Annotated in this window: 28 protein-coding genes; 21 read left to right on the plus strand and 7 right to left on the minus strand. The window is 70.1% G+C overall.

All coding sequences use genetic code 11. The features are described 5' to 3' along the window. Positions 1-5: 5 nt before the first annotated feature. The 6 genes from ACE3QC_RS12270 to ACE3QC_RS12295 all read right to left on the minus strand — a co-directional run bounded on the left by ACE3QC_RS12270 (position 6) and on the right by ACE3QC_RS12295 (position 3,281). Entirely contained in the window at positions 6-821 is an 816-nt protein-coding gene (locus tag ACE3QC_RS12270; protein ID WP_374408643.1) for a lytic transglycosylase domain-containing protein, read from the minus strand. A gap of 120 nt (positions 822-941) precedes the next feature. Continuing rightward, positions 942-1,283 (minus strand): hypothetical protein, encoded by a 342-nt coding sequence (locus ACE3QC_RS12275; RefSeq protein WP_374408644.1) that lies wholly within the window; start codon positions 1,281-1,283, stop codon positions 942-944. After that, entirely contained in the window at positions 1,280-1,570 is a 291-nt protein-coding gene (locus ACE3QC_RS12280) for a flagellar biosynthesis anti-sigma factor FlgM (protein WP_374408646.1), read from the minus strand. The genes ACE3QC_RS12275 and ACE3QC_RS12280 overlap by 4 nt, the downstream gene beginning before the upstream one ends. 78 nt (positions 1,571-1,648) lie before the next feature. Continuing rightward, positions 1,649-2,158, minus strand: coding sequence for a flagella basal body P-ring formation protein FlgA (locus ACE3QC_RS12285; protein WP_374408648.1), 510 nt, complete (start codon positions 2,156-2,158; stop codon positions 1,649-1,651). A gap of 5 nt (positions 2,159-2,163) precedes the next feature. Further along, a complete protein-coding gene (locus tag ACE3QC_RS12290) occupies positions 2,164-2,640 on the minus strand; it encodes a hypothetical protein (protein WP_374408650.1) in 477 nt (158 codons plus the stop codon). Further along, positions 2,637-3,281: a MotA/TolQ/ExbB proton channel family protein gene (locus ACE3QC_RS12295; protein WP_374408922.1), complete on the minus strand. Its 645-nt coding sequence runs from the start codon at positions 3,279-3,281 to the stop codon at positions 2,637-2,639. Before ACE3QC_RS12295 ends, ACE3QC_RS12290 begins: the two co-directional genes overlap by 4 nt. A 189-nt stretch (positions 3,282-3,470) precedes the next feature. On the opposite strand from ACE3QC_RS12295, the gene flgB reads away from it, so the two are divergent. From flgB to ACE3QC_RS12360, 13 genes are read left to right on the plus strand one after another with little or no spacing between them, the layout of a single operon-like run. Next, positions 3,471-3,824, plus strand: coding sequence for a flagellar basal body rod protein FlgB (flgB, locus tag ACE3QC_RS12300; protein WP_374408651.1), 354 nt, complete (start codon positions 3,471-3,473; stop codon positions 3,822-3,824). Positions 3,825-3,826: 2 nt separating this feature from the next. Then, entirely contained in the window at positions 3,827-4,234 is a 408-nt protein-coding gene (gene flgC, locus ACE3QC_RS12305) for a flagellar basal body rod protein FlgC (RefSeq protein ID WP_374408653.1), read from the plus strand. Continuing rightward, positions 4,231-4,515: a flagellar hook assembly protein FlgD gene (locus tag ACE3QC_RS12310; protein ID WP_374408655.1), complete on the plus strand. Its 285-nt coding sequence runs from the start codon at positions 4,231-4,233 to the stop codon at positions 4,513-4,515. The genes flgC and ACE3QC_RS12310 overlap by 4 nt, the downstream gene beginning before the upstream one ends. A gap of 19 nt (positions 4,516-4,534) precedes the next feature. Next, on the plus strand, positions 4,535-5,347 hold the full coding sequence (locus ACE3QC_RS12315; RefSeq protein ID WP_374408657.1) for a flagellar hook-basal body protein: 813 nt from the start codon (positions 4,535-4,537) through the stop codon (positions 5,345-5,347). A gap of 5 nt (positions 5,348-5,352) precedes the next feature. Then, positions 5,353-6,093, plus strand: a complete 741-nt coding sequence (locus ACE3QC_RS12320; protein WP_374408659.1) for a flagellar basal body rod protein FlgF — start codon at positions 5,353-5,355, stop codon at positions 6,091-6,093. 28 nt (positions 6,094-6,121) lie between these two features. Further along, positions 6,122-6,910: a flagellar basal-body rod protein FlgG gene (gene flgG, locus ACE3QC_RS12325; RefSeq protein WP_374408661.1), complete on the plus strand. Its 789-nt coding sequence runs from the start codon at positions 6,122-6,124 to the stop codon at positions 6,908-6,910. 23 nt (positions 6,911-6,933) lie between these two features. Further along, the gene (locus ACE3QC_RS12330; protein ID WP_374408662.1) at positions 6,934-7,602 is read left to right on the plus strand and encodes a flagellar basal body L-ring protein FlgH; all 669 of its coding nucleotides are present in this window, start codon (positions 6,934-6,936) and stop codon (positions 7,600-7,602) included. A gap of 11 nt (positions 7,603-7,613) precedes the next feature. Next, positions 7,614-8,711, plus strand: a complete 1,098-nt coding sequence (locus ACE3QC_RS12335; RefSeq protein ID WP_374408664.1) for a flagellar basal body P-ring protein FlgI — start codon at positions 7,614-7,616, stop codon at positions 8,709-8,711. Next, entirely contained in the window at positions 8,708-9,037 is a 330-nt protein-coding gene (locus ACE3QC_RS12340; protein WP_374408666.1) for a rod-binding protein, read from the plus strand. Before ACE3QC_RS12335 ends, ACE3QC_RS12340 begins: the two co-directional genes overlap by 4 nt. Before the next feature lie 2 nt (positions 9,038-9,039). Next, positions 9,040-10,368, plus strand: coding sequence for a flagellar hook-associated protein FlgK (gene flgK / locus ACE3QC_RS12345; protein ID WP_374408668.1), 1,329 nt, complete (start codon positions 9,040-9,042; stop codon positions 10,366-10,368). 4 nt (positions 10,369-10,372) lie between these two features. After that, positions 10,373-11,284 (plus strand): flagellar biosynthesis protein FlgL, encoded by a 912-nt coding sequence (locus ACE3QC_RS12350; protein WP_374408670.1) that lies wholly within the window; start codon positions 10,373-10,375, stop codon positions 11,282-11,284. A gap of 28 nt (positions 11,285-11,312) precedes the next feature. Further along, positions 11,313-12,176 carry a flagellar motor stator protein MotA gene (motA, locus tag ACE3QC_RS12355; protein WP_374408671.1) on the plus strand — a complete coding sequence of 288 codons (864 nt, stop codon included), beginning with the start codon at positions 11,313-11,315 and terminating at the stop codon, positions 12,174-12,176. A 1-nt stretch (position 12,177) separates the two neighbouring features. Then, entirely contained in the window at positions 12,178-13,008 is an 831-nt protein-coding gene (locus ACE3QC_RS12360) for a flagellar motor protein MotB (RefSeq protein ID WP_374408673.1), read from the plus strand. A gap of 957 nt (positions 13,009-13,965) precedes the next feature. Here the strand turns inward: ACE3QC_RS12360 and ACE3QC_RS12365 are convergent. Next, positions 13,966-15,030 (minus strand): flagellin, encoded by a 1,065-nt coding sequence (locus ACE3QC_RS12365; RefSeq protein WP_374408675.1) that lies wholly within the window; start codon positions 15,028-15,030, stop codon positions 13,966-13,968. 230 nt (positions 15,031-15,260) lie between these two features. Between ACE3QC_RS12365 and ACE3QC_RS12370 the strand changes: the two genes are divergently transcribed. From ACE3QC_RS12370 to ACE3QC_RS12405, 8 genes are read left to right on the plus strand one after another with little or no spacing between them, the layout of a single operon-like run. Next, the gene (locus ACE3QC_RS12370) at positions 15,261-16,526 is read left to right on the plus strand and encodes a sigma-54 interaction domain-containing protein (protein ID WP_374408677.1); all 1,266 of its coding nucleotides are present in this window, start codon (positions 15,261-15,263) and stop codon (positions 16,524-16,526) included. Then, the gene (gene fliE, locus ACE3QC_RS12375; RefSeq protein WP_374408679.1) at positions 16,523-16,903 is read left to right on the plus strand and encodes a flagellar hook-basal body complex protein FliE; all 381 of its coding nucleotides are present in this window, start codon (positions 16,523-16,525) and stop codon (positions 16,901-16,903) included. The genes ACE3QC_RS12370 and fliE overlap by 4 nt, the downstream gene beginning before the upstream one ends. 3 nt (positions 16,904-16,906) lie before the next feature. After that, positions 16,907-18,544: a flagellar basal-body MS-ring/collar protein FliF gene (gene fliF, locus ACE3QC_RS12380; protein ID WP_374408681.1), complete on the plus strand. Its 1,638-nt coding sequence runs from the start codon at positions 16,907-16,909 to the stop codon at positions 18,542-18,544. After that, complete coding sequence (gene fliG, locus ACE3QC_RS12385) at positions 18,544-19,560, plus strand: flagellar motor switch protein FliG (RefSeq protein ID WP_374408683.1); 1,017 nt, start codon at positions 18,544-18,546, stop codon at positions 19,558-19,560. The genes fliF and fliG overlap by 1 nt, the downstream gene beginning before the upstream one ends. Beyond that, positions 19,553-20,155 (plus strand): FliH/SctL family protein, encoded by a 603-nt coding sequence (locus ACE3QC_RS12390; RefSeq protein ID WP_374408685.1) that lies wholly within the window; start codon positions 19,553-19,555, stop codon positions 20,153-20,155. Before fliG ends, ACE3QC_RS12390 begins: the two co-directional genes overlap by 8 nt. A 14-nt stretch (positions 20,156-20,169) precedes the next feature. Beyond that, the gene (locus ACE3QC_RS12395) at positions 20,170-21,480 is read left to right on the plus strand and encodes a FliI/YscN family ATPase (protein ID WP_374408924.1); all 1,311 of its coding nucleotides are present in this window, start codon (positions 20,170-20,172) and stop codon (positions 21,478-21,480) included. Between the two features lie 2 nt (positions 21,481-21,482). Then, entirely contained in the window at positions 21,483-21,908 is a 426-nt protein-coding gene (locus ACE3QC_RS12400; protein WP_374408687.1) for a hypothetical protein, read from the plus strand. 32 nt (positions 21,909-21,940) lie between these two features. Continuing rightward, complete coding sequence (locus ACE3QC_RS12405) at positions 21,941-23,281, plus strand: hypothetical protein (protein ID WP_374408689.1); 1,341 nt, start codon at positions 21,941-21,943, stop codon at positions 23,279-23,281. The last annotated feature ends 4 nt before the right edge of the window (positions 23,282-23,285 follow it).

Genomic DNA, 23,285 nt, shown 5'->3' on the forward strand with positions numbered 1-23,285 from the left:
CCAGGTCACAGCCCGAAGGCCCTGAACTTGCCGTAGGCCTCACCGACCTGGCGCGCCGCGCGGCCGCCGAGGCCGTCGCTGCCGCCGCCGAAGGTCGCCTGCAGCGTTTCGGCCATCGAGGGGCGCGGGGCGACCGGGGCTGGTTCGGCAGTGAACGTGCGCCGGGCATGCGTGAAGGCGGCGGCGGGCGTCGCGGGCATGTAGCCGCCGGGCGATGCGATGCCGGGAATGCCGCCGCTGCCGTCCTTGGCCCGTTCGACCTTGTCGCGCACCAGCGCCATCACGTCGCCGACCGAGCGCGCGCGGCCCCCGGCATAGAAGATGCCCGGATTGGCCTGCGCGGGCTTGGGAAACAGCGAAGCGGCGGGCGCGAGCGGATTGTCCTGCAAGGCGCCGAGGAAGCCCTTGGCGCCGCCCGAACCGAGGAAGTGCGCGAGGTAGAGTTCGGCATGGTCGGGTTCGCGGCCGAGGAAGCCGCGCAGCTCGCCCGCGTTGTCGCGCGCGAGTTCGGCCGCCATCAGCGAGGAAACTTCGGGATCGAAGCGCAGCGCCATGATCTGCGCGCGCATTCCGGCATCGCCGACGCTGGCGCGCCCGCCCTGCCGCGTGATCGCCGCCTCGGCCCAGTCGAGCCCGTGCGTGCGGCCATGGCGGTCGAGCGTCTCGAGCCAGGTCGAGGAGATGAACTGATAGAGCCCCGAAGCGCTCGAGGTGCGCGCGCGGGCGCCGCTGTCGAGGTTCGATTCGATCTTCGCCTGCGCCAGCAGGTAGTCGAAATCGACCCCGGTGGCGGCAGAAGCGCGCGCGATCGAACCCTGCACGTCGCCGTGCCGCGCTGCGCTGGCTTGAACTGATGTGACCTCTGGCAAGGATGCCCCCGGCGTGATTGCACTCGCCGGGGTTCAAGCAAGAGGTGTGCCAGAACGGCTCAGTCGTACCTATCAGGCGTGGTAGGGGATCTCGCGCGCGACCGAGGGACGGCCCGCGCCGTAGAGGCTGATGCGCCCGGCGAGCGAGCCGAGCCGCGCTTCGACGTTGGCGGCGATCAGGTTGCGGATCTTGCGGTTGATCTCGTTGAGGCGCGTGACCGCGTCGAGCAGGCCGCGGCATTCCTCGTCGAGCGGGCCGGAGGCCTTGCGCTCGATCGCTTCACACAGCCCGAGCTTGTCGTCCGAGCAGGTGCGGATCGAATCGAGGTCGAGACCGGCAAGCGCCTGCCGCTCGTTTTCCAGCAGGGCAAGCAGTTGCCGCAGCGCGTCTTGCAGGGACATGTCGGTGGTCATCGCTCGTTCCTCAACATGAAACCGCCTGCGATGATCGCGTCGGCGGTCTTGCGCGGGTCGAGCAGGTAGCGGCCCTGCTCGATCGCGTTGCGGATGCGGTCGACCCGCGCGTGGTCGACGGGCGCTTCGGTTCCGGCGAGGCCGACCGCGGCGAGGGCGGCGGCGCCGGTCTGGTCGGCATCGGCGGCAACCGGCCGCACCCGTTCCGACCGCGCCACGGGCGCGGCGGCGCGTGCCCGCGGGCGAGCGGCGATCGCTTCCGTCCCCTGATTGTCGATCCGGTCCATCGGTCCGCTCCATTGTGTTGCGGAACTGAGGACGGCGGCTTGCGCGGGAATTTAAGGCATCCCGCAGAAATTTGCCGCTTACGGCAATTCCATGCCGACCCGGCCCGGCTGGATCACCCGCGCGCGGATCGGATCGCGCTTCTCGCCCACGGGGCGCACCTTGATCCAGTCGCCCACGGCGCCCGCTTCGAGCGCCTCACCCTGGCGCGATACGGTGAAGCCGCTGCCCTGGATCGCGATCGACACGGCTTCGCCGCGCGCGACGATCGGCTCCGCACGGGCGTTGCCGGGGCCGCCGGAAACCGGCACGAACAGGCGCCAGCCGCCCGAGATCGGGCAGCGCACGAGCACCGTCTGGTTGCTGCTGCCGTACCATTCGAGCGCGAGCGGCATCGGGCATTGCGAGAGCTTGAGCCGGCGGTCGACCGGCAGGCGCGCGCCGCCGGCCGCGCCCTGCGGCGCACCGGTGAACTGCGCGACCTCGCGGTCGATGCTCGCGGGATCGTGGAACCCGGCGGCGAGCGCGGGGACGGCGGCTGCGATGGCGCCGGCGGCGCCGGCAGCGATGAAGGTCTTGATCGTACGCATCGGTGCTACCTCTCGTTGGCGGCGCGCGCCGCCCCGTTGGTGGATGCCGGGGGCCTTGCAACCGCCGTGCCAGACTCGCGCCCGTCGTAGTCGAGCACCGCGATCAGGTCGGCGGCTGCGGCCGGTTCGACGACGATCCGCGCGGTGCGGCCCGCGGCTTCGGCTTCGCGTGCCAGCGCGAGCGCGCCGCGCATGGATTGCGCCGCATCGCCCGCTGCGTGGCGCGCGACGATGGTGAGATGCTGGCGGTCGTCGCGCGGCTGGCCCGAAAGCCATGCGCCGAGCGAGGGTGCGCCGGGCGCGGCGCGGTAGATCGCCAGGGGCTCGCCGCCCGCCGGAACCGGCGCGCCGGCCACCGGGACGGGCTCGGGCGCGGACGCATCGGACGTCTCGGCCATCGCCGCGGCGGTGACCATGAACAGGATCAGCGCGAGATCGGCGAGCGTGGTCTGCCAACCGCTGCGGGAGGCCCCGGCGATCATGCCGCCGCCTGCGCCTCGGACGGGCTCGCATGGCGCGGGATCGAGCGTTCGACCGCGTCGGCCAGCCAGTCGAGCAGTTCCTGCCGCTCGCGTTCCTCGGCCCGCGCGCGCCGCGCCACCGCGCCGGCCAGCGGGCCGAACACGAAGTTGGCGAAGACGAGGCCGTAAAGCGTGGTGACCACCGCGGTCCCGATCGAGCGCGCGTAGTCCGCGTCGCCCCCGGCCGAAAAGCCACCGAGCGCGACGAGCGTTCCGGCAAGGCCGAGGACCGGGGCCAGGTCGGCCGCTTCGCCGAGGACGTTCGCGGCGATCTCCGCGCCGCGCTGGCGGCGGCTGCGCTGGCGCGCATGTTCGTCATGCAGCGCGGCGATCGAACGGTGGCGGATCAGCGCGTCGCTGAGATCGTCGAACGCGCCATCGCCGAAGCGATGCGGCTCGGCGCGCAGGATGCCGTCGCGGTCGATCTCGCGCACTTGCGCGGCCAACTCGCTGCGCACCCGGCCCGAATCGAACGGGCGGGTGGGCAGCGCGACGAGCGCGGTCAATGCGGCGCGCACGTCGCGCCAGCCGCAGCGCAGCAGTGTGGCGGTGAGTGTGCCGCCGAAAACGATCGCTGCCGCGACGGGATCGAGCAATTGCATGAAGTCCACGGACATCTCCTTGCAACGGAAGAACGCCGCTGCCGCCGCGCCATTCAGCCCCCGGCGGACATTTGCCGCTTCCGGCAAGCGCTTGCCGCCCGCCGAGTGCGGTGCCCCGGCAAAGATGGCTCCCGATGCGAACTGGCACGCCTTTTGCTGGATAGGGCCCGAACACGTCAGGAGACTGTCATGAGCAACGGCAACGGCCTTTTCGGCATTCACGGCGCGGCGCTGGAAATCCGCTCGCAGCGCATGGGGATGCTCGGATCGAACATCGCCAACGCGGCGACCCCCGGCTACAAGGCGCGCGACGTCGATTTCGCCGCCGCGCTTCAGGCGCGCATGGGCGGCGCCGATGGCGAAGCGGCGATCGGATCGGCCACGCGCTACCGCATGCCGGTAATGCCCAGCCTCGACGGCAACACCGTCGAGATGGCGACCGAGCAGGCCGAGTTCGCGGAGAACGCGGTCGCCTATACCGCCACCCTCGGCTTCCTGCGCGGACGGGTCGAAACCCTCACGCGCGCGATTAAGGGCGAGTGACGATGTCGTCCGGCCCCATGACCATGTTCGACATCGGCCAGCGCGCCATGTCCGCCCAGCTGGTGCGGATGAACGCGGCCGCTTCCAACCTCGCGAACGCGGGCAGCGTCGCGGCGAGCGAGGGCGAGGCCTATCGCCCGCTGCGCGCCGTCTTCGCCGAACAGCTCGACGCCGCGACCGGCATGAGCACGGTGAACGTGAGCGGCGTCCAGCGCGCCGACGTCGCGCCGGTGCGCCGCCACGAACCCGGCCATCCGCTGGCCGACGCCAACGGCTACGTCTGGGCGAGCCCGGTCGATGAGAACGCCGAGATGGTCGAGATGCTCGAAGCCTCGCGCCAGTACCAGAACATGGTCGAGGCGATGTCCACCGCCAAGCAGCTGATGCTCGAAACGATGAGGATGAAATGACCGTAGCAGCGATCAACTCCGCCGCCGGGGCAGCTGCCGCCGGCGCGACCACCGGGCGCGACTACGCCGCGCTCGGCCAAGCCGATTTCCTGCGCCTGCTGACCGTGCAGGTCCAGCAGCAGGACCCGTTCGACCCGGTCGATAACAAGGAGATGCTGGCGCAGATGGCGCAGTTCTCCTCGCTGTCGGGGATCACCGAGATGAGCGACACGCTCCGGCAGATTTCCGACAAGCTCGACGTTCTCGCCGCCTCCCAGGCGGCCGCCACCCCCTCCGAATGACGCAAGAGGAGCTTACGACATGTCTTTCTACACCTCGCTGAACGGTCTCAAGAATTCACAGACCGAGCTGGGCGTCATCGCCCACAACATCGCCAACGTCGAAACCAACGGCTTCAAGAAGGGGAACACCCAGTTCGCCGACATCGTCGCCGGTTCGGCGCAGACCAACCCGCGGATGATCCAGGGGATCGGCGCGACGGTGGAAGCGGTGACGCAGAACTTCGGCCTCGGCCCGATCGAACAGACCGGCTCGGCGCTCGACCTCGCGATCACCGGCGACGGGTTCTTCACCATGCAGGCCGCCGACAGCGGCCGCACCGTCTATACCCGCAACGGCGCGCTCGAGATGGACGAGAGCGGCTACATCACCGATGGCGGCACCAACCGCCTGCAGGTCTTCCCGACCGACGCCGACGGCACCGTGACCTCGGCCACGCCGGTCGATGCCCAGATCGCCCCGGTCAACGCCGATGGCGCCGAGTTCGTCGGCGTGACGGTGGGCGCGGACGGCACGGTGTCGGCATCGTACGCCGACGGCTCGGTCACCGCGGTCGGCAGCGTGGCGCTCGCCTCGTTCATCACCCCGACCGGACTCAAGCAGATCGGCTCGTCGAACTGGGAAGCGACCGGCATCTCGGGCGAAGCGAAATACGGCTCGCCGGGCAACGGCCAGTACGGGAAGCTGATGTCGGGCGCGCTCGAGCGTTCGAACGTCGACATTGCCGAGGAACTGGTCGGCTTGATCACCGCGCAGCGCAACTTCCAGGCGAATGCCAAGGCGATCGATACCGCGACCCAGATCTCGCAGACGGTCATCAACCTGAGGACCTGATCCCCATGGACCGCCTGATCTACACCGCCCTGTCGGGCATGAACGCCTCGATGGAACGCCAGCGGGTGATCGCCAGCAACATGGCGAACGCCCAGACGGTGGGCTTTCGCGCGGAACTGCTCGACCAGCGGCCCGTCACCATCGAGGGCGACAGCCTGGAGGTGCGCGCGTTGCAGCGCGCCGAAGTGCGCGGGGCGGTGATGGCGGCGGGTGAGATGACCCGGACCGGGCACGATCTCGACCTATACATCCAGGGCGAGGCGATGATGGCGGTCCAGGCGAGCGACGGCACCGAGGCCTATACCCGCCGCGGCGATCTGTCGATCTCGCCCACCGGCGCGCTGGTAAACGGGGAGGGGTTGCCGGTCATCGGCGACGCCGGCCCGATCACCGTGCCGCTGGGGATGAAGACGACGATCTCGCCCGATGGCGTGGTCAGCACCACCGACCCGGCGGCGGCAGACGCGCCCCCGGTGGAGGTCGGGCGGATCAAGCTCGCCGGATGGCAGGGCAGCCCGATCGCGAAGGGGCTGGACGGCCTGTTCCGGGTGGAGGGCGGGGGCGTGCTCCCGGCCGACGCCGAAGCGACCGTCATCACCGGCGCGCTCGAGCAATCGAACGTCAAGCCGACCGAAGTGCTGGTCGAGATGATCGACGCGCAGCGCCTGTTCGACATGCGCAGCAAGCTGATCGCCACCGCGCGCGACTGCGACCAGGCGGGCGCGCAACTGATGCGCCTGAGCTGAATGGCTCGCCGAAGAAAGGACCACGACAATGCCAACTTCCGCTCTACAGGTCGCCCGCACCGGGCTCGAGGCGCAGGATGCGCGGATGCGCGTGATCGCCAACAATCTCGCGAACGTCGGTACCACCGGCTTCAAGAAGGATCGCGCTAACTTCGCCACGCTCGCCTATCAGGACGCGCGGGTCGCGGGGCAGCGCTCGTCGGGCGAGACCGCCTACGCCACCGGGCTCAACCTCGGCACCGGTGTGGCGATCCAGTCGACCAGCCAGATCGTGACGCAGGGCGCGCTCAGCACCACGAACAACGCGCTCGACCTCGCGCTCGACGGCGACGGCTATTTCCAGGTCGAGCTGCCCGGGGGGCAGCTCGGCTATACCCGCGCGGGCAACTTCACCCGCTCGGCCGAAGGGCAGCTCGTCACGCAGCAGGGCTACACGGTTCAGCCCGCGATCACCGTGCCCGAAGGCGCGGGCGCGATCGCGGTTTCGCCCGACGGCATCGTGACCGCGCAGATCGCGGGCGAGGCCGAGCCGGCCGAACTGGGCCAGATCCAGGTCGCCACTTTCGCCAATCCGGCGAGCCTGCAGGCGATCGGCGACAACTTCCTGGTCGAGACCGCCGCCAGCGGCGCGGTCCAGCTCGGGCCGGGCGGCGAACTGGGGCGCGGCCACGTGCGCCAGGGCATGCTCGAAGCCTCGAACGTCAACATCGTGGAGGAGCTGGTCGACATGATCGAATGCCAGCGCGCCTACGAGATCAATTCCAAGATGGTCTCGTCGGTCGACGAGATGCTCCGCAACGCGAACCAGACCCTTTGAGGGCAGACGCTGTGAGAAACACCATGAACCGCACGTTTTTCCGCACCGCCGTGCTTGCCGCGTCCACGCTTTCGCTCGCGGCCTGCGGGGGCGAGCGCGCGCCCGGCTTCCACGCCGCGCTGCCGCCGCCGCCCGCGCCGCCGATGGCGCAGGCGCCCGCCAACGGCGCGATCTTCCAGCCCGCGAACGGCTTCAGCCCGCTCTACAACGGGACCCGCGCGAGCCGCGTCGGCGATCTCGTGACCGTGGTGCTGCTGGAACGCACGGCGACCTCGAAGTCGGCCAGCTCCAACACCCGGCGCGACGGCGGCTTCTCGCTCTCGCCGCCGAGCACCGGGCCGTTCTCGTTCGACCCCAACGTCCTTAATTCTTCGGGCCAGTCGTCGTTCAAGGGACAGGGGGATGCTTCCCAGACCAACACCTTCCGGGGGGACATCACCGTGACCATCGCCGACGTCCGCCCCAACGGAACGGCCTTCGTGCGCGGCGAAAAGCTGATGCAGTTGAGCCAGGGCGAGGAATGGATCCAGCTTTCGGGCATCATCCGGCTGGCCGATATCGACCAGAACAACGCCATTGCCTCGCCGCGCATCGCCGATGCCCGGATCACCTACGCGGGCAAGGGCGCGGTCCAGCGCGCGAGCCGCGAAGGCTGGCTGTCGAAGTTCTTCAACCTCGTGACTCCGTTCTGAGAGGCCGCGCCATGATCCGCCACCTGATCCTCGCCCTCGCCGCCTTCGCGACCGCGATCGCCACCCCGGCTTCGGCCGAGCGCGTGCGCGATCTGGGCGCGTTCCAGTCGGTCCGCTCGAACCAGCTTACCGGCTACGGCATCGTCGTCGGGCTCGACGGCTCGGGCGACGACAACTTCGCCTACGTTACCCAGGCCATGCGCGGCGTGTCGGACCGCTTCGGGCTGCAACTGCCGCCGGGCGTGAACCCGGCGCTGAAGAACGCCGCTGCGGTGATGGTGACGGCGGATCTGCCCGCCTTCGCTAAGCCCGGCCAACGGGTCGACGTCACCGTGTCGGCGATCGGCAAGGCCAAGTCGCTGCGCGGCGGGGCGCTGATCCTCACCGCGCTCTACGGCGCTGACGGGCAGGTCTATGCGATGGCGCAGGGCAACCTCGCGGTCGGCGGGCTCGGCGTGTCGGGCCGCGACGGATCGAAGCTGACCGTCAACGTGCCGACCGTGGGCCGCATCGCCGACGGGGCGAGCGTGGAACGCGCGGTCGCGACCGGATTCGAGAGCAGCGACGTGCTGCGCTGGAACCTCTACCAGGCCGATTTCCTCACCGCCACGCGAGTGCGCGACGCGGTGAACTCGCGCTATCCCGGGATGGCTTCGGTCGAGGACGGGGTGACGCTGGCGCTGCGGCTGCCCTCCGGCGCCAACGAGCGCGCCGGGATCATGGCCGACATCGAGATGCTGGCGATCGACCCGGCGGAAGCCGCCGCAAAAGTGATCGTCAACAGCCGCACCGGCACGGTGGTGATATCGAGCGCGGTGCGCCTGTCGCCGGCCGCGATCAGCCACGGCAGCCTGGTGGTGCGGATCGACGAGAACCCCACCGTGGTCCAGCCCGCACCGTTCAGCCGCGGCCAGACCGAAATCGAGCAGGACAGCGCGATCGATGCTTACGAGGAAGGCAACCGCGTGACGCTGCTCGAACCGGGCGCATCGCTCGCCGAGCTGGTGGACGGGCTCAACATGCTCGGCCTCTCGCCGTCGGACCTCGTGGCGATCCTCGAGGCGCTGAAGCAGGCCGGTTCGCTCAAGGCCGAGATGGTGATCATATGACCGGCGCGATCTCCCTCGCAGGCGCGAACGCGGGCCAGGCGATCGTCTCGGCCGACGCGCCGGGCGGCAGCGATCGCGAACGACTGGCCGAAGCGGCCCGCCAGTTCGAGGCGATCTTCGTGCGCCAGATGCTCGCCGCCGCGCGCAAGACCGATTTCGGCGGCGACGAGCTGTTCGGCAGCAGCGGCGCGGACACCTTCCGCGAGATGCAGGACGCGCGCTTCGCCGAGCTCGCTTCGGGCACCGGCGCCTTCGGCATGGCCGAAAGCATCGAAGCGCAGCTCGCGCGTCATATAGATGGCACCGGCACGAGCGGAGCGAACTGACGATGGCATCCGACCTCCTCTCGATTGCCGCCAGCGGTGCGCGCGCGGCGCGGGCCGCGCTCGACGTGACCGCGCAGAACATCGCCAACGCCTCGAGCGACGGCTACGTCCGGCGCAGCGCGCGGATGGAGGAAGTCTCCGCCGCCGGGGGGCAGGGCCGCGTGGGCGACCTGTCGCTTTCGGGCGTGCGGGTTTCGGGCATCGACCGCAACGCCGACATGTTCCGCCAAGCCGAGGTGCGCCGGACCGGCAGCGACCTCGCGCGCGCCGACACGGAGCTGCGCGGGCTGGAGAACATCGAGGCCTCGGTCGAGCAGTCGGGCGTCTATGGCGCGATCGTCGAGCTCGAAGGCGCGTTGCAGCAGCTCTCGACCAATCCGACCGATCCCTCGCTGCGCGCCGCCGTGCTCGCGGGCGCCGATACGCTCGCGCGCAAGTTCAACATCGCGGTGGATACGCTCGATGCGGCGGGCGAGGGCCTGCGCTTCGATGCCGCCGCGCGGGTCGACGAGGCCAACGTGATCGGCGGCGAGCTGGCGCGGGTGAACATCCGTCTGGCGCGCGCCGGGGCTGGCAGCAGCGACCGCGCCTCGCTGCTCGACCAGCGCGACGCGCTGCTCGAACGGATGAGCGGCATCACCGACATCAAGACCACCTTCGCGGCGGACGGTTCGGTCACGGTTTCCCCTGGCGGCGCGACGATGGTGGCGGGCGGCGAGCACACGCCGCTGTCGATGTCCACCGAAGCCGACGGCACGATCGCCTTCGCGGTCGGCGGCGCGGCGGTCCAGCCGGCCGGCGGTTCGCTCGCGGGTGCCGGGCTGGCGCTGCAGGCGGGCGCCGACGCGCGCGCGCGGCTCGACACGATCGCCGATTCGATTTCCGGCGCGGTGAACGCGGTGCAGGCCTCGGGCGTCGCGCTCGACGGCACGCCGGGCCAGCCGATCTTCTCCGGCGCGGGCGCGGCGGGCATCCGCGTGACGATGACCGACAGCGCGGGGCTGGCGACGGCTCCGGCAGGCGCACCCGCGGGCAGCCTCGACGGCTCGAACCTCGCGGCGCTGCGCCAGGCGCTCGACGACAGCGGCGCGGCGAAATCGATGAACGGGCTGCTGTTCGATGTCTCCAGTGCGGTCTCGGGCCGCTCGGTGACGCGCGACGCGCTCGATTCGATCGCCGCTTCGGCGCGCATCTCGCTCGAGGCGCAGGCCGGGGTCGACCTCGACACCGAAGCGGCCAACCTGATGCGCTTCCAGCAGGCGTTCCAGGCCTCGGGCCGGGCGATGCAGGTCGCCAGCCAGATCTTCGACACCCTGATGAACTTGAGGTGATGCCGTGACCGTGAACCTCAGCACCGGCGCATTCTACGAGCGCGCGACGCGCCAGGTTTCGACCCTGCGCGCCCAGGCGGAGACGCTGCAGCAGCAGATCGGCACCGGCGAGCGGCTGTCGCGCTCGTCCGACGATCCGGTCGCCGCCGCGCGGCTGCGCTCGCTCGCGCGCAGCGAGCGGCTGGCGGAAATCGACCAGCGCAATTCCGACGTGGCGACGAACGACCTCGCGCTGACCGACAACGCGCTCGGCTCGGTCGCGAACCTCGTCATCCGCGCGCAGGAACTCGCGACCCGCGCCGCGAACGAGACGCTGAGCGGCGAGCAGCGCCTGTCGATCGGCACCGAGATCGCCAACTTGCAACAGAGCCTGCTGCTGGTCGCGAACGCGCGCGACAGCGCCGGGCATTCGCTGTTCGGCGGGCAGGCGGCGGGCGCAGCCTACGAACTGGTCGACGGGGCCTATGCCTACGTCGGCACCGCGGTGAAGGACGGGGTCGATCTGGGCGAGGGGCAGTCGGTCGTACCCGCGCTCACCGGGCCCGAAGTGCTCTCGCTCGAGGTGGACGGGGTGCAGACCGATCTGTTCGCGGTGCTCGGCAACCTCGCCGCCGCGCTGCAGGGCGAGGGCGACCAGACCGCGGCCAGCCGCGATGCGCTGGCGGGCCTGTCCGCCGGGCTCGACAAGGTGACCACCGGGCAGACCGTGATTGGTGCGCGGATGGGCTGGGTCGAACTGATGAACGAGCGCCGGGTGGCCAATTCCGAACTGGTCGCCGACGAACAGCAGGCGATCGGCGGCGCGGACCTCGCGGCGACGATGACCCGGCTGCAGGAAGTGACGACGGTGCTCGAGGCGAGCCAGGCCAGCTTCGTGCGGCTGGCGAACCTGACGCTGTTCGACATGCTGCGCTGACAACGAAAAACACAAGGGTTACGAAGACATGTACGCTGCGATCGGTATCGTCGTCCTGCTCGTCATGGTGTTCGGCGGCTTCGCCCTCACCGGCGGCGCGCTCGGCCCCGTGATGGAGGCCGTGCCGCACGAGATGATGATCATCGGCGGCGCCGCGATCGGCGCGCTGATCGCGGGCAACTCGCTGCACGAGCTGAAGGCGATCGGCGGCTCGTTCAAGAAGATCTTCAAGGGGCCGCGCCACTCGCGGCAGGACCATATCGACGCGATCGCGCTGACCACCCGGCTGATGAAGCTGATGCGCACCGAAGGGCCGGTGGCGCTGGAAAGCCATGTCGAGAAGCCGGAGGATTCGGAGATCTTCGCGGCCTATCCCAACCTGCTCGCCAACAAGCCGCTGATCGCGCTGGTGTGCGACACGCTGACGCTGCTGGTGGTGTCGTCCGGCACGCTGGAAACCCACGCGGTGGAAGACGTGATGGACAACGCCATGAAGACGCATTTCCACGAGCTGCGCGAGCCGCAGCACGCGCTGCAGTCGCTGGCCGACGCGCTGCCCGCGCTGGGCATCGTGGCCGCCGTGCTCGGCGTGGTGAAGACGATGGGCTCGATCGACCAGCCGCCCGCGATCCTGGGCGGAATGATCGGTTCGGCGCTGGTCGGCACCTTCCTCGGCGTGCTGCTCGCCTACGGCATCGTCGGCCCGCTGGCCTCGCGGCTCAAGCAGATCGTCGACCAGGACGAGCAGATTTTCCACGCGGTGAAGCAGGTCATCATCGCTTCGCTCAACGGCTATCCGCAGCCGCTGGTGGTCGAAAGCGCGCGTTCGGGCCTCGGCCACGCGTTCCGCCCGGGCCTGTCGGAACTGCTCGACAGCCTGCGGGGCAGGTGAGATGGCCAGCCGCGCCGGGCGCAACGATCAGCCGCCGATCATCGTCAAGAAAGTCACCATCGTCGAGGGCGGGGGACACCACGGCGGCGCATGGAAGGTGGCCTACGCCGACTTCGTGACCGCGATGATGGCGTTCTTCCTGCTGCTGTGGCTGCTCGGCTCTACCACCGAGGACCAGCGCAAGGGGCTGGCCGACTATTTCACGCCGACGCTGGTCAAGACCCGCGAACAGAGCGCGGGTGCGAACGGCCTGCTCGGCGGCGCATCGCTGGTCGATCCCGACAACTATCCGCACCGCGCCGGGCAGACCGGCACGCGCACGATCACCGTGCCGCGCGACGCGCAGGGCGGGCCGAAGGAAAGCATGCGCACCGCGCGCGAGCGGATGCGCGAACGCATGCAGGCGGAACTCGAGGCCAGCCAACGTCTGCGGCGGCTGATGCAGCAGGTGCGGATGGTCGATACGACCGAAGGCGTGCGGATCGACCTGATCGACGACGCCGACTTCTCGATGTTCGTGCTCGGCACCACGGTGCTGACGAACGACGCAGCCGACCTGCTGGGCGCGCTGGCCACTGCGGTCGGGCCCGAGCAGGGCCAGCTGACGCTGCGCGGACACACCGATTCGCTGCCGTGGAAGGACGGGGCACAGGCGAACAACTGGTCGCTTTCCGCCGGGCGCGCCGAAGCGACCCGCCAAGCGCTGATGCGCAGCGGGATCGGCGAACGCCGCTTCCGCCGGATCGAGGGCGTGGCCGACCGCGAGCCGCTGATCCCGAAGAACCCGCAGGACCCGCGCAACCGGCGCATGTCGATCCTGCTCGCCAAATGAGCCTGGCTTCGCGGGAGCACGGAGAAAAAGAAGAAGGTTTGGTTCACACGAAGACACGAAGGCACGAAGATGCCGCATGTGTCCGCGCCGCAGGCGCATCGATTTCCGGCGCGGCGCCGGAAAGTTTGAATGCGGCTTCGCCGCAGGAAAAACAACTTCGTGTCTTCGAGCCTTCGTGTGAACCCCTCTTCTCTGCGGTCTCTGCTCCTCCGCGAGCTCTGCGTGAACCAGACACAAGAAAGCATCCGGCGGCGAGCCCGGACCGTGACGCCGTGGGAAACTCGGATCGCGCGGCCAATGCGGCATGCCGGGGGCATGCGCGCGGGTGGGGTCGGGCGGTCGGCTGCTCGTTCGCGAACGACCGCCGGATGCGCACGGCGTGAGGTTCGCCGCATGCAGGTCCGCTGCCCCGCCGCCGCCGCGGTGAAGGCCCGGTTCGATCCTGTGGGTCGCAGGAACGGCGGGCGAAGGCGGTCAGGACTCGCGAAAAGCCCGCCTTCGCCCCGCGGCTGATCCGCCGCGCCAGCGCGTGGTGCGCGCCGAACCGCCGAGGCCCCTGCGCTGTGGCAGGCAGACGGGCGATCGTGCCACCACGAATATCCGTTCCCGGCTTCCGGCGGAAGCGAGCAAGCTTCCGGCTCCTGAGGGGTCGAGAAACACCCGAAACCAATTGCATCGCACGCCAACCGCACCGGCCGCGCCGCTACGCGACAGACACATGGCCGATCGCGCAGCGGAGTAGAGACGAAGCGCCGCCGACATGGCGCCCGCCCCGATCCTCGTCGCCTGAGGTGAGGTCCAGCAGGCGGCGGGGCATATAACCTATATGGTTCGTTTGGTCAAGAGTGTCCGCTGATGCGCGGAAGGAACGGCGAGCTGCCGACCCCGAAGAGCGCGCACGAAAAAAGGCCCGGCGGATCGCTCCGCCGGGCCTCGAAAGCCGAATGCTTCGGCGTATCAGCGCAGGAGCGAGAGAACGTTCTGCGCGCTCTGGTTCGCCTGCGACAGCATCGCGGTCGAAGCCTGGCTGAGGATCTGTGCCTTGGCGAGCGCGGTCGTTTCGGCCGAATAGTCGGCGTCTTCGATCCGCGAACGCGCGTCGGACAGGTTGGTCACGTTGCTGGTCAGGTCGTTCACCGCCGATTCGAGGCGGCTCTGCGACGCGCCGAGCGTGGCGCGGACGGTCGAAACGTCCTTCAGCGCGGTGTCGAGCGTGGCGAGAGCGGCGCTGGCAGTCGCGGCGCTTTCGATCGACAGGCCGTCCGACGTGCCGGCCGCAACGGCGGCATGGGTTTCGGTGCCATCGGCCAGGTAGATGACGTCGCCGGCCTGGAGCGTGTATTCGTCGCCCTCGGTCGGCGAAGCGCCGCCGATCGTGCCGTTCGTCTCGTCGTCCGCCGTCGCGGTGCGCGTCTGGCCGACGAAATTGTCGCCCGCCTGCACGGTGTACACGCCGTCGCCGTCCTGCGTCTGAGCGTCGACCGCTTCGGTCGCGCCGCCCACGATCGCCGCGAAGTCGAGCGCGTCGACCTTGACGGTGACCGAGTCGCCGGACTTCGAGCCGGTCTGGATGTTGAAGCTCTTGGCATCGGCGGCATCGGAGCTGACGGTGAACAGCTTCTCGCCGTTGAACTCGCTCTTGGTCAGGATGTCGCTGATCTGCGCGGTCAGCTCGGTGACTTCCGCCTGAAGGTTCGTGCGGTCGTCGTTCGAGTAGGTGCCGCTGGCGCTCTGCACGGCCAGTTCGCGGACGCGCTGAAGCATGTTGGTGACTTCGTTGAGCGACCCTTCGGCCGTCTGCGCCAGCGCGATGCCGTCGTTGGCGTTGCGGATGCCCTGGCTCATGCCACGGATCTGCGACGTCATCGAGGTCGAGATGGCGAGGCCGGCGGCGTCGTCCTTCGCGCTGTTGATGCGCTTGCCGGTGGACAGGCGCTCCATGGCGGTGCCGAGCGCCTTGTTGGCGGCGGCCGAGGCGTTCGACGCCTTGATCGCATTGATGTTGCTGTTGATAACGGACATTGTTCAAACTCCCACAATGGTCTTCGAAGGCTGCCCCGAGACCCCGTCATGGGTGGCAGCTTCGACCCAGACCGGCGCCGCCCGGCGGATTTTTAGAGGGGCTCGACAAAAATCGTTGCCTAAGTATTTCTACTTAAGTGGCCTTCACCGTTAACCATTAAGTCGATCTTGCCCTTACCCCCGCCATTACAGCTCCCGGACGGAACATAGTTAATCAGCAGGGGGCTGATATGGGATCGATCGAGCGGACCGCAGGGTTCGAAAAGGTTCATGCGCCGCTGGCGGGCAAGTTCGCGGGGATCGCATCCTCGCTGTTCCCTTCGCAGGCCGTACACCTCGCCGATCATGCCGAAGGGGGGCTGCGCGGCGTGCCCGGCGCGATCGCGCTGGCCCGCGCCGATGCGCCCGCGATCGAACGCATGGGCACCGGCGCGCGGCTGACATATGCCGATCCGGTATCCGAAGCGACCTTCGGCGCGCTCGTGGCGCTGGCCGCGGCGAGCGGCGGACCGGTCGCGGCCGACCCGGAATCGATTTCAGTGCTCGCGCTCGCCGACCGCCTCGCACAGACCGACATCCCGGTGCTCATCAACGGGCCGACCGGCACGGGCAAGGAAGTGCTCTCGCAGTTCATCCACAATCGCAGCGCGCGGGGCGGCAAGCCGTTCGTCGCGGTCAACTGCGCGGCGATCCCCGAAACGATGCTGGAAGCTCTGCTGTTCGGCCACCAGAAGGGCGCCTTCACCGGCGCCAATGCTGCGGGTGAAGGCTTCTTCCGCGCGGCCGAGGGCGGCACGCTGCTGCTCGACGAGATCGCCGAGATGCCGCTGTCGCTCCAGGCCAAGCTGCTGCGCGCGCTGCAGGAAAGCGAAGTGGTGCCGGTGGGCGCGACCACGCCGGTCAAGGTCGACGTGCGGATAATCGCCTGCGCCAACCGCGACCTGCCGCTGGAGGTCGAGGAAGGCCGCTTCCGCGCCGACCTGTTCTATCGCCTCAACGTCTTTCCCATGACGCTGTCGGCGCTGCGCGAGCGGCCGACCGACATCGTTCCGCTCGCTTTCGCGATGCTGCTGCGCCACACCCAGCCCGGCGCGCAGGTGCCGTGGCTCAGCGACGGTGCGATCGCCATGCTCAAGCAGCATGGCTGGCCGGGCAATATCCGCGAGCTGGAAAACGTCATGCGCCGCGCGCTGGTGCTGGCGACGGGCGAGGCAGCAATCGGCACCGCGCACATCGTGTTCGACCGCCCCGCGCGGCTGGTCGAACGGGCGAGCGAGCCTGCGCCTGTCGCCGAAATCGAAGAACCCGCCGCGACCGGAGCCAACCTGGCGAAAGTGGTGCTGCTTTCCGAAGCGCGCGCGATCATGGACACGCTCGACGCCTGTGGCGGCAAGCGCGCCGAGGCCGCGCGTCAGCTCGGCATTTCGGAGCGCACGCTGCGCTACCGTCTCGCTTCGTTCCGTGAGGCCGGGCTGGCCGTCGGAGGCCGGCGATGAGCGGGGTCGGTGGAATCGGCGGAATGGGCGGAGCAGGCTCCGTCCAGCAGATCATGGCGCTGCGCCAGCAGATCCTCGAACGCTCGGGCACGCTGCAGGAAATCCACCAGGCGCGCGAAGCGGGCGGCATTCAGGCACCCGCGGCCGAGCCTGCGGGCGGCGGCTTCGCCGAGACGCTCAAGGGCGCGCTCGAAGGCGTCAATGCCGCGCAGTCGCGCTCGTCGGAACTGGCGGCGGGATACGAGCGCGGCGAGGTGACCGACATCGCGAAGGTCATGCTTGCGCGGCAGGAAGCCGGCATCGCCTTCGAGGCGACGCTGCAGGTCAGGAACAAGCTGTTGTCCGCGTATCAGGACATCATGCGGATGGGGATTTGATAGATGGCCGATCTCGTTCCTGCGCAACCCGCGCGTAATCCGATGCTCTCGCAGCTCGGCGGAGGCGGCGCGTTCAAGGACCGGCTGGGCGCGTTTGTCGCGCAGCCCGCGGTCAGGAAAGCGCTGCCGTGGTTCGCGGGGCTCGCCAGCATCGGCGTGCTCGCGCTGATGTGGGCGGCGCTCTCGCCCGCGCCGCAGCGCGTGCTCTATTCCTCGCTCGGCGACGCCGAACGCGCGGGCGTGGTCGCCGCGCTCGACGCCGCAGCGATCGACTACACGATCGACAACCAGACCGGCACGCTGTCCGTGGGCGAGGACGACCTCTACCGCGCGCGCATGGTCGTCGCGTCGGACGGCGCGTTGGCCACGCCCGAAAGCGGGCAGGACATGCTCAACTCGCTGCCGATGGGCGCGAGCCGGACGCTCGAAGGCGACCGGCTGCGCGCGGCGCAGGAACGCGACCTGACGCTGACGATCCAGGAAATCGACGGGGTGGAATCGGTGCGCGTGCACCTCGCGCGGCCCGAACGCTCGGTATTCGTGCGCGAGAGCGCGCCGCCGACCGCCTCGGTCATGCTGCGCATGGCGCGCGGGCGCCAGCTCGCCGATTCGCAGGTGACGGCGATCGCCAACCTCGTCGCCGGATCGGTGCCGGGGCTGTCGATCGACGCGGTGCGCATCGTCGACCAGCATGGTCGCCTGCTGTCCGAACCCGAGAGCGAGAACGCCGACGGGCTCGCGCTGCAATCGCGGATGGAAGCCAAGCTGCGCTCGCAAGTCGACCAGCTGCTGACCCCGATGGTGGGCGCGGCGAACTTCTCCAGCGAAATCCAGGTCGAGCTCGACATGAGCGAAGTGACCTCGGCGCGCGAAAGCTACGACAAGGACGGCGCGGTGCGGCGCGAGACGACGCAGACCTCGACCGCCGCGGCAGCCGGAGTGGCGGCGGGCGTGCCCGGCGCGACGACCAACATGCCGCCGGCCGATGCGCAGGCGCAAGAAGGCGCGCCGCAGGGCGAGCCGGCGCAGGCCGGAGCCGTGCCGGGCGAACTGGGCGAAAGCAGCGCCACGCGCACTTACGAACTCGGCCGCGAGGTCGCGGTGTCGAACATCGCGCCGGGCGGGGTGAAGCGGCTCTCGGTCGCGGTTGCGCTCAACCAGGATGCGTTGAAGGGCGCCAAGCCCGCCGATCTCAAGAAATTCGAGCAGCTCGTCGGCGCCGCCGTGGGCGCGAACACCGACCGGGGCGATACCGTCGCGGTCGTCGTCCGCCCGTTCGAGCCGGTCGTGGCCGAAGAGCCGCCGTTCTGGGAAGCGCCGTGGTTCGCCATGGTGGTGCGCAACCTCGTCGCGCTGATCTCGGTCCTGCTGGTCCTGTTCCTCGTCGCCCGCCCGATCGTGCGCGCGCTGACCGGGCCGAAGGACGCTGCGGAAGACGAGGATGCCGAGGGTGAAGGCGCGATGCCGCTGCCCGCCGGACGCCGCCTCGCGGCCCAGCCGATGGCGGCAGAGCCCGACCGCGAACAGCTTTCCGCCCAGATCGAACTGGCGCAGCGGATCGTGCGCGAGCAGCCCGACGACGCGCTGGAGGCGCTGCGCCGGATGCTCGGCGAGAACCGCTCCACGCAGGGAGTCGCCTGATGGCCGCGCCGCTCCGCTTCGACGGGCCCGACCGCGCCGCGGTGATGGTCATGCTCCTGGGCGAGGAGGAGGCCGCGCGCCTGCTCGCCGGGCTTTCGCCCGAGGAACTGCGCACGCTCGGCGCGAAGATGTGCGAGATCGGCGAGATCGGCCCCGGCGTGATCGCCGACGCCATCGCCAGCTTCGCCGCGTCCGCCGGAAATTCGGGCATCTCCGCCCACGGCCGGGTCGACAGCGTGCGCCGGATCATGACCGGCGCGGTCGGCGAGATGAAGGCCGATGCGATCATGCGCCGCGCCGCGCCGCCCGAGGAACAGCCGCGCACCCCAGCGCTCGAGATCGCGCAGTGGCTCGAACCCGACGTGCTGATCCCGCTGGTGCAGGACGAACATCCGCAGGCGATCGCGGTGCTGCTGGTCCAGCTCGACCCGGCGATCGCCGCGGCGGTGCTGGCGGGCCTGCCCGACGAATTGCAGACCCCGGTGGTCCACCGCATCGCGCGGCTCGGCCCGGTGTCGCCCGAAGCGATCGCGATCCTGGAAGAAACGCTCGCCGCGAAGATCGCCGGCACCCACGGCAAGGCGACGCTCGCGATGGGCGGGGTGTGCGAAGCCGCCGGGATCATCAACAGCGCCGCGCGCAGCGTGGAAAAACGCGTGATGCCGGGCATCAGCAAGCTGGACAAGAAACTGGCGAAGGATCTCGAAAGCGAGATGTTCAAGTTCGAGCACCTGCTGGAGCTCGACAACCAGATGATGGGCCAGTTGCTGCGCGAGGTCGAAAGCGAACTGCTGATCGACGCGCTGAAGGGGCTGGAGGAAGATCAGCGCGAAGTGTTCTTCGGCGCCATGTCGAGCCGCGCGGCGGACGGCCTGCGCGACGAGATCGAGGAGCGCGGACGGATCAAGCGCGCCGATGTCGAGGTGGCGCAGAAGGCGATCGTCGCGACCGCCAAGAAGCTCGCCGCAGACGGCACGATCGTGTTCGGCGGCGGGGCGGACGACGACTATGTCTAGCGCCGGTGCGGCCAGGATCGTGCTCCCGCTCGAACGCCTGCGCGGCGGCGGCGGCTTCGCGCGCGATCCCCGATTTTCCGCGCATTGTGCGCAACCTGCCGCCGAGCGTTCGGAACAGCCCGCGCACGATCCGGTGGCCGAAGCCTACCGCCGCGGCCTGGCCGAAGGCCGCGCCGAGGCCGAAGCGCAGGCCGCGCGGCGCGAAGCCGAACGCGATGGCCAGCGTGCTGCGATCGAACTCGCCTTCGCGCGCTTCGATGCGGGGAGCGCGGCCGACTTGCGCGAACGCCTGCGGCTGACGGTGCTTGCCCTGTGCGAACGGACCGTGATGCCATTGGCGATAGATGCCGAGGGGCTGGCCGCGCGGATCGATCTGGCGACCGCCATGCTCCAGCGCGCGCAGGACGAGCGGCGGGTGCTGCTCAATCCCGAAGATCTCGCGCTGGTCGAGGGCCGGGTGCCCGCCGACGTCGTGCTCGTCGCCGATGCCTCGATCGAGCGCGGCGCGCTGCGCATCGAGACCGAGGACGGCGGGATCGAGGACGGGCCCGCGCAGTGGCGCCGCATCCTCGAGGAAGCGTTCCGCGAGTGCTGAGACAGTTCGATTCGATGCTGGGGGAACTGGCGATGCCGCCGCTCGACCTGCAGCCGCGCCGGTTCGGGCGGGTGACCGCCTGCGACGGCGGGCTGATCGAGGTCAGCGGCCTGTCGGTGCCGATCGGCGGCCTGTGCCGGATCGACGACGGCAAGGGCACGACGCTCACCGCCGAGGCGATCGGCTTCCGCAATGGGCGCACGATGATGATGATGCTGGGCGACAGCGTGCTGCTGCGCCCCGGCGTGCCGGTGCGGCCCGAAGGGCGGCCGGGAATGCTGCCGGTCGGCCCGGCCTATCTCGGCCGCGCGGTCGACGGGCTGGGCGATCCGATCGACGGCGGCCCGCCGCTGCGTTCGATGGCCGAATGGCCCGCGGGCGGCAGGCGCGTGGGCGCGCTCGACCGTGCGAGCGTGCGCGAACCGTTCGACACCGGCATCCGCTCGCTCAACGCGCTGACCACGTTCGGCGTCGGCCAGCGGGTCGGCATCATGGCCGGATCGGGCGTGGGCAAGTCGGTGCTGATCGACATGATCGCGCACGGGGCCGAGGCCGACGTCGTCGTGGTCGGCCTGATCGGCGAGCGCGCGCGCGAAGTGTCCGATTTCGTCGAACGCCACATGCAGGGCGAGGCTGCGGCGCGCACCGCGGTGGTCGCGGTGCCCGCGGATCATGCCGCGAACCTGCGCCTGCGCGGCGCATTGCTCGCGACATCGCTCGCCGAATATTTCCGCGCGCAGGGGCTGCGCGTGCTGCTGATCCAGGACAGCCTGACGCGCATCGCACATGCCGCACGCGAGATCGGCATCCTGCTCGGCGAACCGGGCGCGGCGCGCGGCTATCCCCCCAGCGCGCTCTCCACTCTGACCAAGCTGGTCGAACGCGCGGGCAATTCGGCGCAAAGCGGCGGCTCGATCACCGGCGTCTACACCGTGCTTGCCGACGGCGACGATCAGAACGATCCGGTGGTCGACACCGCGCGCTCGATCCTCGACGGGCATATCGTGCTGTCGCGCGATCTCGCGCAGCGCGGGCAATATCCGGCGGTCGACGTCGGCGCCTCGCTCAGCCGGGTGATGAGCGACGTCGCCGACCCGCGGCAGAACGCACTGGCGCGCAAGCTGCGCGCGCTCGTTTCCGCCTATGAAAGCAATCGCGACCTGCTGCTGATGGGCGCCTATCGCGCCGGGGCCGATCCGCTGATCGACCGGGGGATCGCGCTCCATCCGCAGATTTCGGCGTTCCTCAAGCAGGAAACGGGCGAGCGGGTATCGCTCGGCGATGCCGTGGCCGCGCTCGAAGCGCTGATCGGCGATGACGCCTGACGATGACGGGCGATAAGGGCCGCCTGCGCCGCGCGGTGCTGATCGAGCGGATGCGCGCGGCCGAACACCGCCAGGCGGCCGCCGAGGCGCACCGGGCCGAAGCCGTGCGGCAGAAGCTCGAACAGCTTTCCGAGCGCACGCGCACGCTCTCGCAACTCTATGCCTTGCGCGACACCGCGCGCGACGGCGCGGATCTACGCGGCGCGAGCATGCTGGGCAGCCACCTGCACGATCTGGGCGCCACCGCCGCGCGGCAGGCCGCCGATGCGCGGCGCACCGCGGACGACCGGCTGGCCGATCTGGCAGTCGCCGATCGCCGCTTGCAGAAGGCCGGGGACAGCCGCCGCGACCTCGCCCGCGCGATCGGGGAGCGCTCGGCGAAGCAGGAACCCGCCGCAGCACGGAAAACTGGCACGCATCTTGAATAGCCGGGCGGGACACAACCGCAGACGGCAGCCCGATGATTTCCCAACTCCTGTCCATGGTGAAGCTTCCCGCGACCAGCGAGCCCGGCCCCGCGGCGCCCGCCGCGCACTGCGATCGCGCGCAAACCGGCGGTTTCTCCGCGCTGCTCGCCATGCTGGGGAACGGGGAAGCCGGTGCCGAAACAGCCGCAATTCCCTCCGATGAAAGCGAGGCCGCCGAAGGAGGCGAAGTCGACGCCCGGAGCGACGCGGAAGCCGATCCCGGCAGCGCGCTTGCCGCGACCGGCAATATCTTGCCGCCCGCTCTGCCGGTTCTTGCCGCTCCCGCCGATGGTTCGACCGAAGCAGCCCCGGTAGCGCCAGCCACTCCGGCCACCACGACGATCGCGGTGGAAAACGCTGCCGCGTTGCCCGATGGACTCGCCGTCGCCAGCCCGGCCAGCGCCGTATCGAAAGACATCGCCCCGGCGACCGTAACCGCCCCGCCGGCGCAAGCCGCCGCGCCCGCATTCCTCGCCGGGCAGACGATCGCCCCGGCGAACCACCGCGCGGATGCGCCCGTACCTCAAGGCGCCGCGCGCGCCGAACCCGCATCCGCCCCGGCGGTTTCGCTCCAGGTCGCACCGCTGCCTGCCGCAGCCGAGCAGCCGGCCGCCGCGCGCGAAACGGCCCCTGCGACCGTCGCGAGAGGCGGCGACACCGCTGCCGTCCAGCAGGCCACTCCGCAGACCGGCGACCGGCCGGCCCAGCGCGATCCTTCGGACGAGCAGCGCGCTGCCCCCGAAGCCGGACCGAAGCCGCTTTCCCGCGCCGGTGCCGAGGCCGCTCCGGCCCCGGTTTCTGCCGCATCGCCCGCCCCGGTACTCGCCGCCGCGCCGGCTCCGCTCGGTGCCGAGGGCACGCAGCCGGTCGCCGCCGCGCGTCCGGGTCTCGAAACGCAGGTCGCGCGCGAGCTCGGCCGCATCGTCGACAGCCTGTCCGCCGCGCGCGAGGCGATCACCGCCAAGACCGCGACGCTGGCGATCGACCATGCCGAATTCGGCGAGCTTTCGCTGCGCTTCGACCAGCGCCGCGACGGCCAGATCGCGGTCCAGCTTTCCGCCGCCGACCCCGACGCGCATCGCGCGATCACCGCTGCCGTGGCCGACCGCCCGGCCTTCAATCAGGCGGACCCGGGCACCGCGAGCGCACAGCAGCAGCAGGCTGGAACCAACGGTTCGGCGCGCGGCGCGGCGGCCGAGCGCGACGGCGGCAACGCCAACGGCAATGGCAATGGCAATGCCGCACGGCACGAGCGCCAGGACCAGCAGCGCGGCTCCGGCGCCAGCGATCAATCCAGCCGGGGCGGCGAGCGCCGCTCGGGCATCTTCGCCTGACCGG

Source organism: Pelagerythrobacter sp. (assembly GCF_041912895.1).
Taxonomy (GTDB): Bacteria; Pseudomonadota; Alphaproteobacteria; order Sphingomonadales; family Sphingomonadaceae; genus Pelagerythrobacter.

What these genes read in the sequence shown, in the direction of transcription:
- ACE3QC_RS12315 (WP_374408657.1), top strand. Translation starts at nt 4,535, where the DNA reads ATGTCTTTCTACACCTCGCTGAACGGTCTCAAGAATTCACAGACCGAG.
- ACE3QC_RS12280 (WP_374408646.1), bottom strand. Translation starts at nt 1,570, where the DNA reads ATGGACCGGATCGACAATCAGGGGACGGAAGCGATCGCCGCTCGCCCG.
- ACE3QC_RS12290 (WP_374408650.1), bottom strand. Translation starts at nt 2,640, where the DNA reads ATGATCGCCGGGGCCTCCCGCAGCGGTTGGCAGACCACGCTCGCCGAT.
- ACE3QC_RS12370 (WP_374408677.1), top strand. Translation starts at nt 15,261, where the DNA reads ATGGGATCGATCGAGCGGACCGCAGGGTTCGAAAAGGTTCATGCGCCG.
- ACE3QC_RS12390 (WP_374408685.1), top strand. Translation starts at nt 19,553, where the DNA reads ATGTCTAGCGCCGGTGCGGCCAGGATCGTGCTCCCGCTCGAACGCCTG.
- ACE3QC_RS12320 (WP_374408659.1), top strand. Translation starts at nt 5,353, where the DNA reads ATGGACCGCCTGATCTACACCGCCCTGTCGGGCATGAACGCCTCGATG.
- ACE3QC_RS12400 (WP_374408687.1), top strand. Translation starts at nt 21,483, where the DNA reads ATGACGGGCGATAAGGGCCGCCTGCGCCGCGCGGTGCTGATCGAGCGG.
- fliE (WP_374408679.1), top strand. Translation starts at nt 16,523, where the DNA reads ATGAGCGGGGTCGGTGGAATCGGCGGAATGGGCGGAGCAGGCTCCGTC.
- flgB (WP_374408651.1), top strand. Translation starts at nt 3,471, where the DNA reads ATGAGCAACGGCAACGGCCTTTTCGGCATTCACGGCGCGGCGCTGGAA.
- fliG (WP_374408683.1), top strand. Translation starts at nt 18,544, where the DNA reads ATGGCCGCGCCGCTCCGCTTCGACGGGCCCGACCGCGCCGCGGTGATG.
- ACE3QC_RS12285 (WP_374408648.1), bottom strand. Translation starts at nt 2,158, where the DNA reads ATGCGTACGATCAAGACCTTCATCGCTGCCGGCGCCGCCGGCGCCATC.
- ACE3QC_RS12335 (WP_374408664.1), top strand. Translation starts at nt 7,614, where the DNA reads ATGATCCGCCACCTGATCCTCGCCCTCGCCGCCTTCGCGACCGCGATC.
- motA (WP_374408671.1), top strand. Translation starts at nt 11,313, where the DNA reads ATGTACGCTGCGATCGGTATCGTCGTCCTGCTCGTCATGGTGTTCGGC.
- ACE3QC_RS12275 (WP_374408644.1), bottom strand. Translation starts at nt 1,283, where the DNA reads ATGACCACCGACATGTCCCTGCAAGACGCGCTGCGGCAACTGCTTGCC.
- ACE3QC_RS12365 (WP_374408675.1), bottom strand. Translation starts at nt 15,030, where the DNA reads ATGTCCGTTATCAACAGCAACATCAATGCGATCAAGGCGTCGAACGCC.
- flgC (WP_374408653.1), top strand. Translation starts at nt 3,827, where the DNA reads ATGTCGTCCGGCCCCATGACCATGTTCGACATCGGCCAGCGCGCCATG.
- ACE3QC_RS12395 (WP_374408924.1), top strand. Translation starts at nt 20,170, where the DNA reads ATGCTGGGGGAACTGGCGATGCCGCCGCTCGACCTGCAGCCGCGCCGG.
- ACE3QC_RS12405 (WP_374408689.1), top strand. Translation starts at nt 21,941, where the DNA reads ATGATTTCCCAACTCCTGTCCATGGTGAAGCTTCCCGCGACCAGCGAG.
- ACE3QC_RS12295 (WP_374408922.1), bottom strand. Translation starts at nt 3,281, where the DNA reads ATGCAATTGCTCGATCCCGTCGCGGCAGCGATCGTTTTCGGCGGCACA.
- ACE3QC_RS12310 (WP_374408655.1), top strand. Translation starts at nt 4,231, where the DNA reads ATGACCGTAGCAGCGATCAACTCCGCCGCCGGGGCAGCTGCCGCCGGC.
- flgG (WP_374408661.1), top strand. Translation starts at nt 6,122, where the DNA reads ATGCCAACTTCCGCTCTACAGGTCGCCCGCACCGGGCTCGAGGCGCAG.
- ACE3QC_RS12340 (WP_374408666.1), top strand. Translation starts at nt 8,708, where the DNA reads ATGACCGGCGCGATCTCCCTCGCAGGCGCGAACGCGGGCCAGGCGATC.
- flgK (WP_374408668.1), top strand. Translation starts at nt 9,040, where the DNA reads ATGGCATCCGACCTCCTCTCGATTGCCGCCAGCGGTGCGCGCGCGGCG.
- ACE3QC_RS12360 (WP_374408673.1), top strand. Translation starts at nt 12,178, where the DNA reads ATGGCCAGCCGCGCCGGGCGCAACGATCAGCCGCCGATCATCGTCAAG.
- fliF (WP_374408681.1), top strand. Translation starts at nt 16,907, where the DNA reads ATGGCCGATCTCGTTCCTGCGCAACCCGCGCGTAATCCGATGCTCTCG.
- ACE3QC_RS12330 (WP_374408662.1), top strand. Translation starts at nt 6,934, where the DNA reads ATGAACCGCACGTTTTTCCGCACCGCCGTGCTTGCCGCGTCCACGCTT.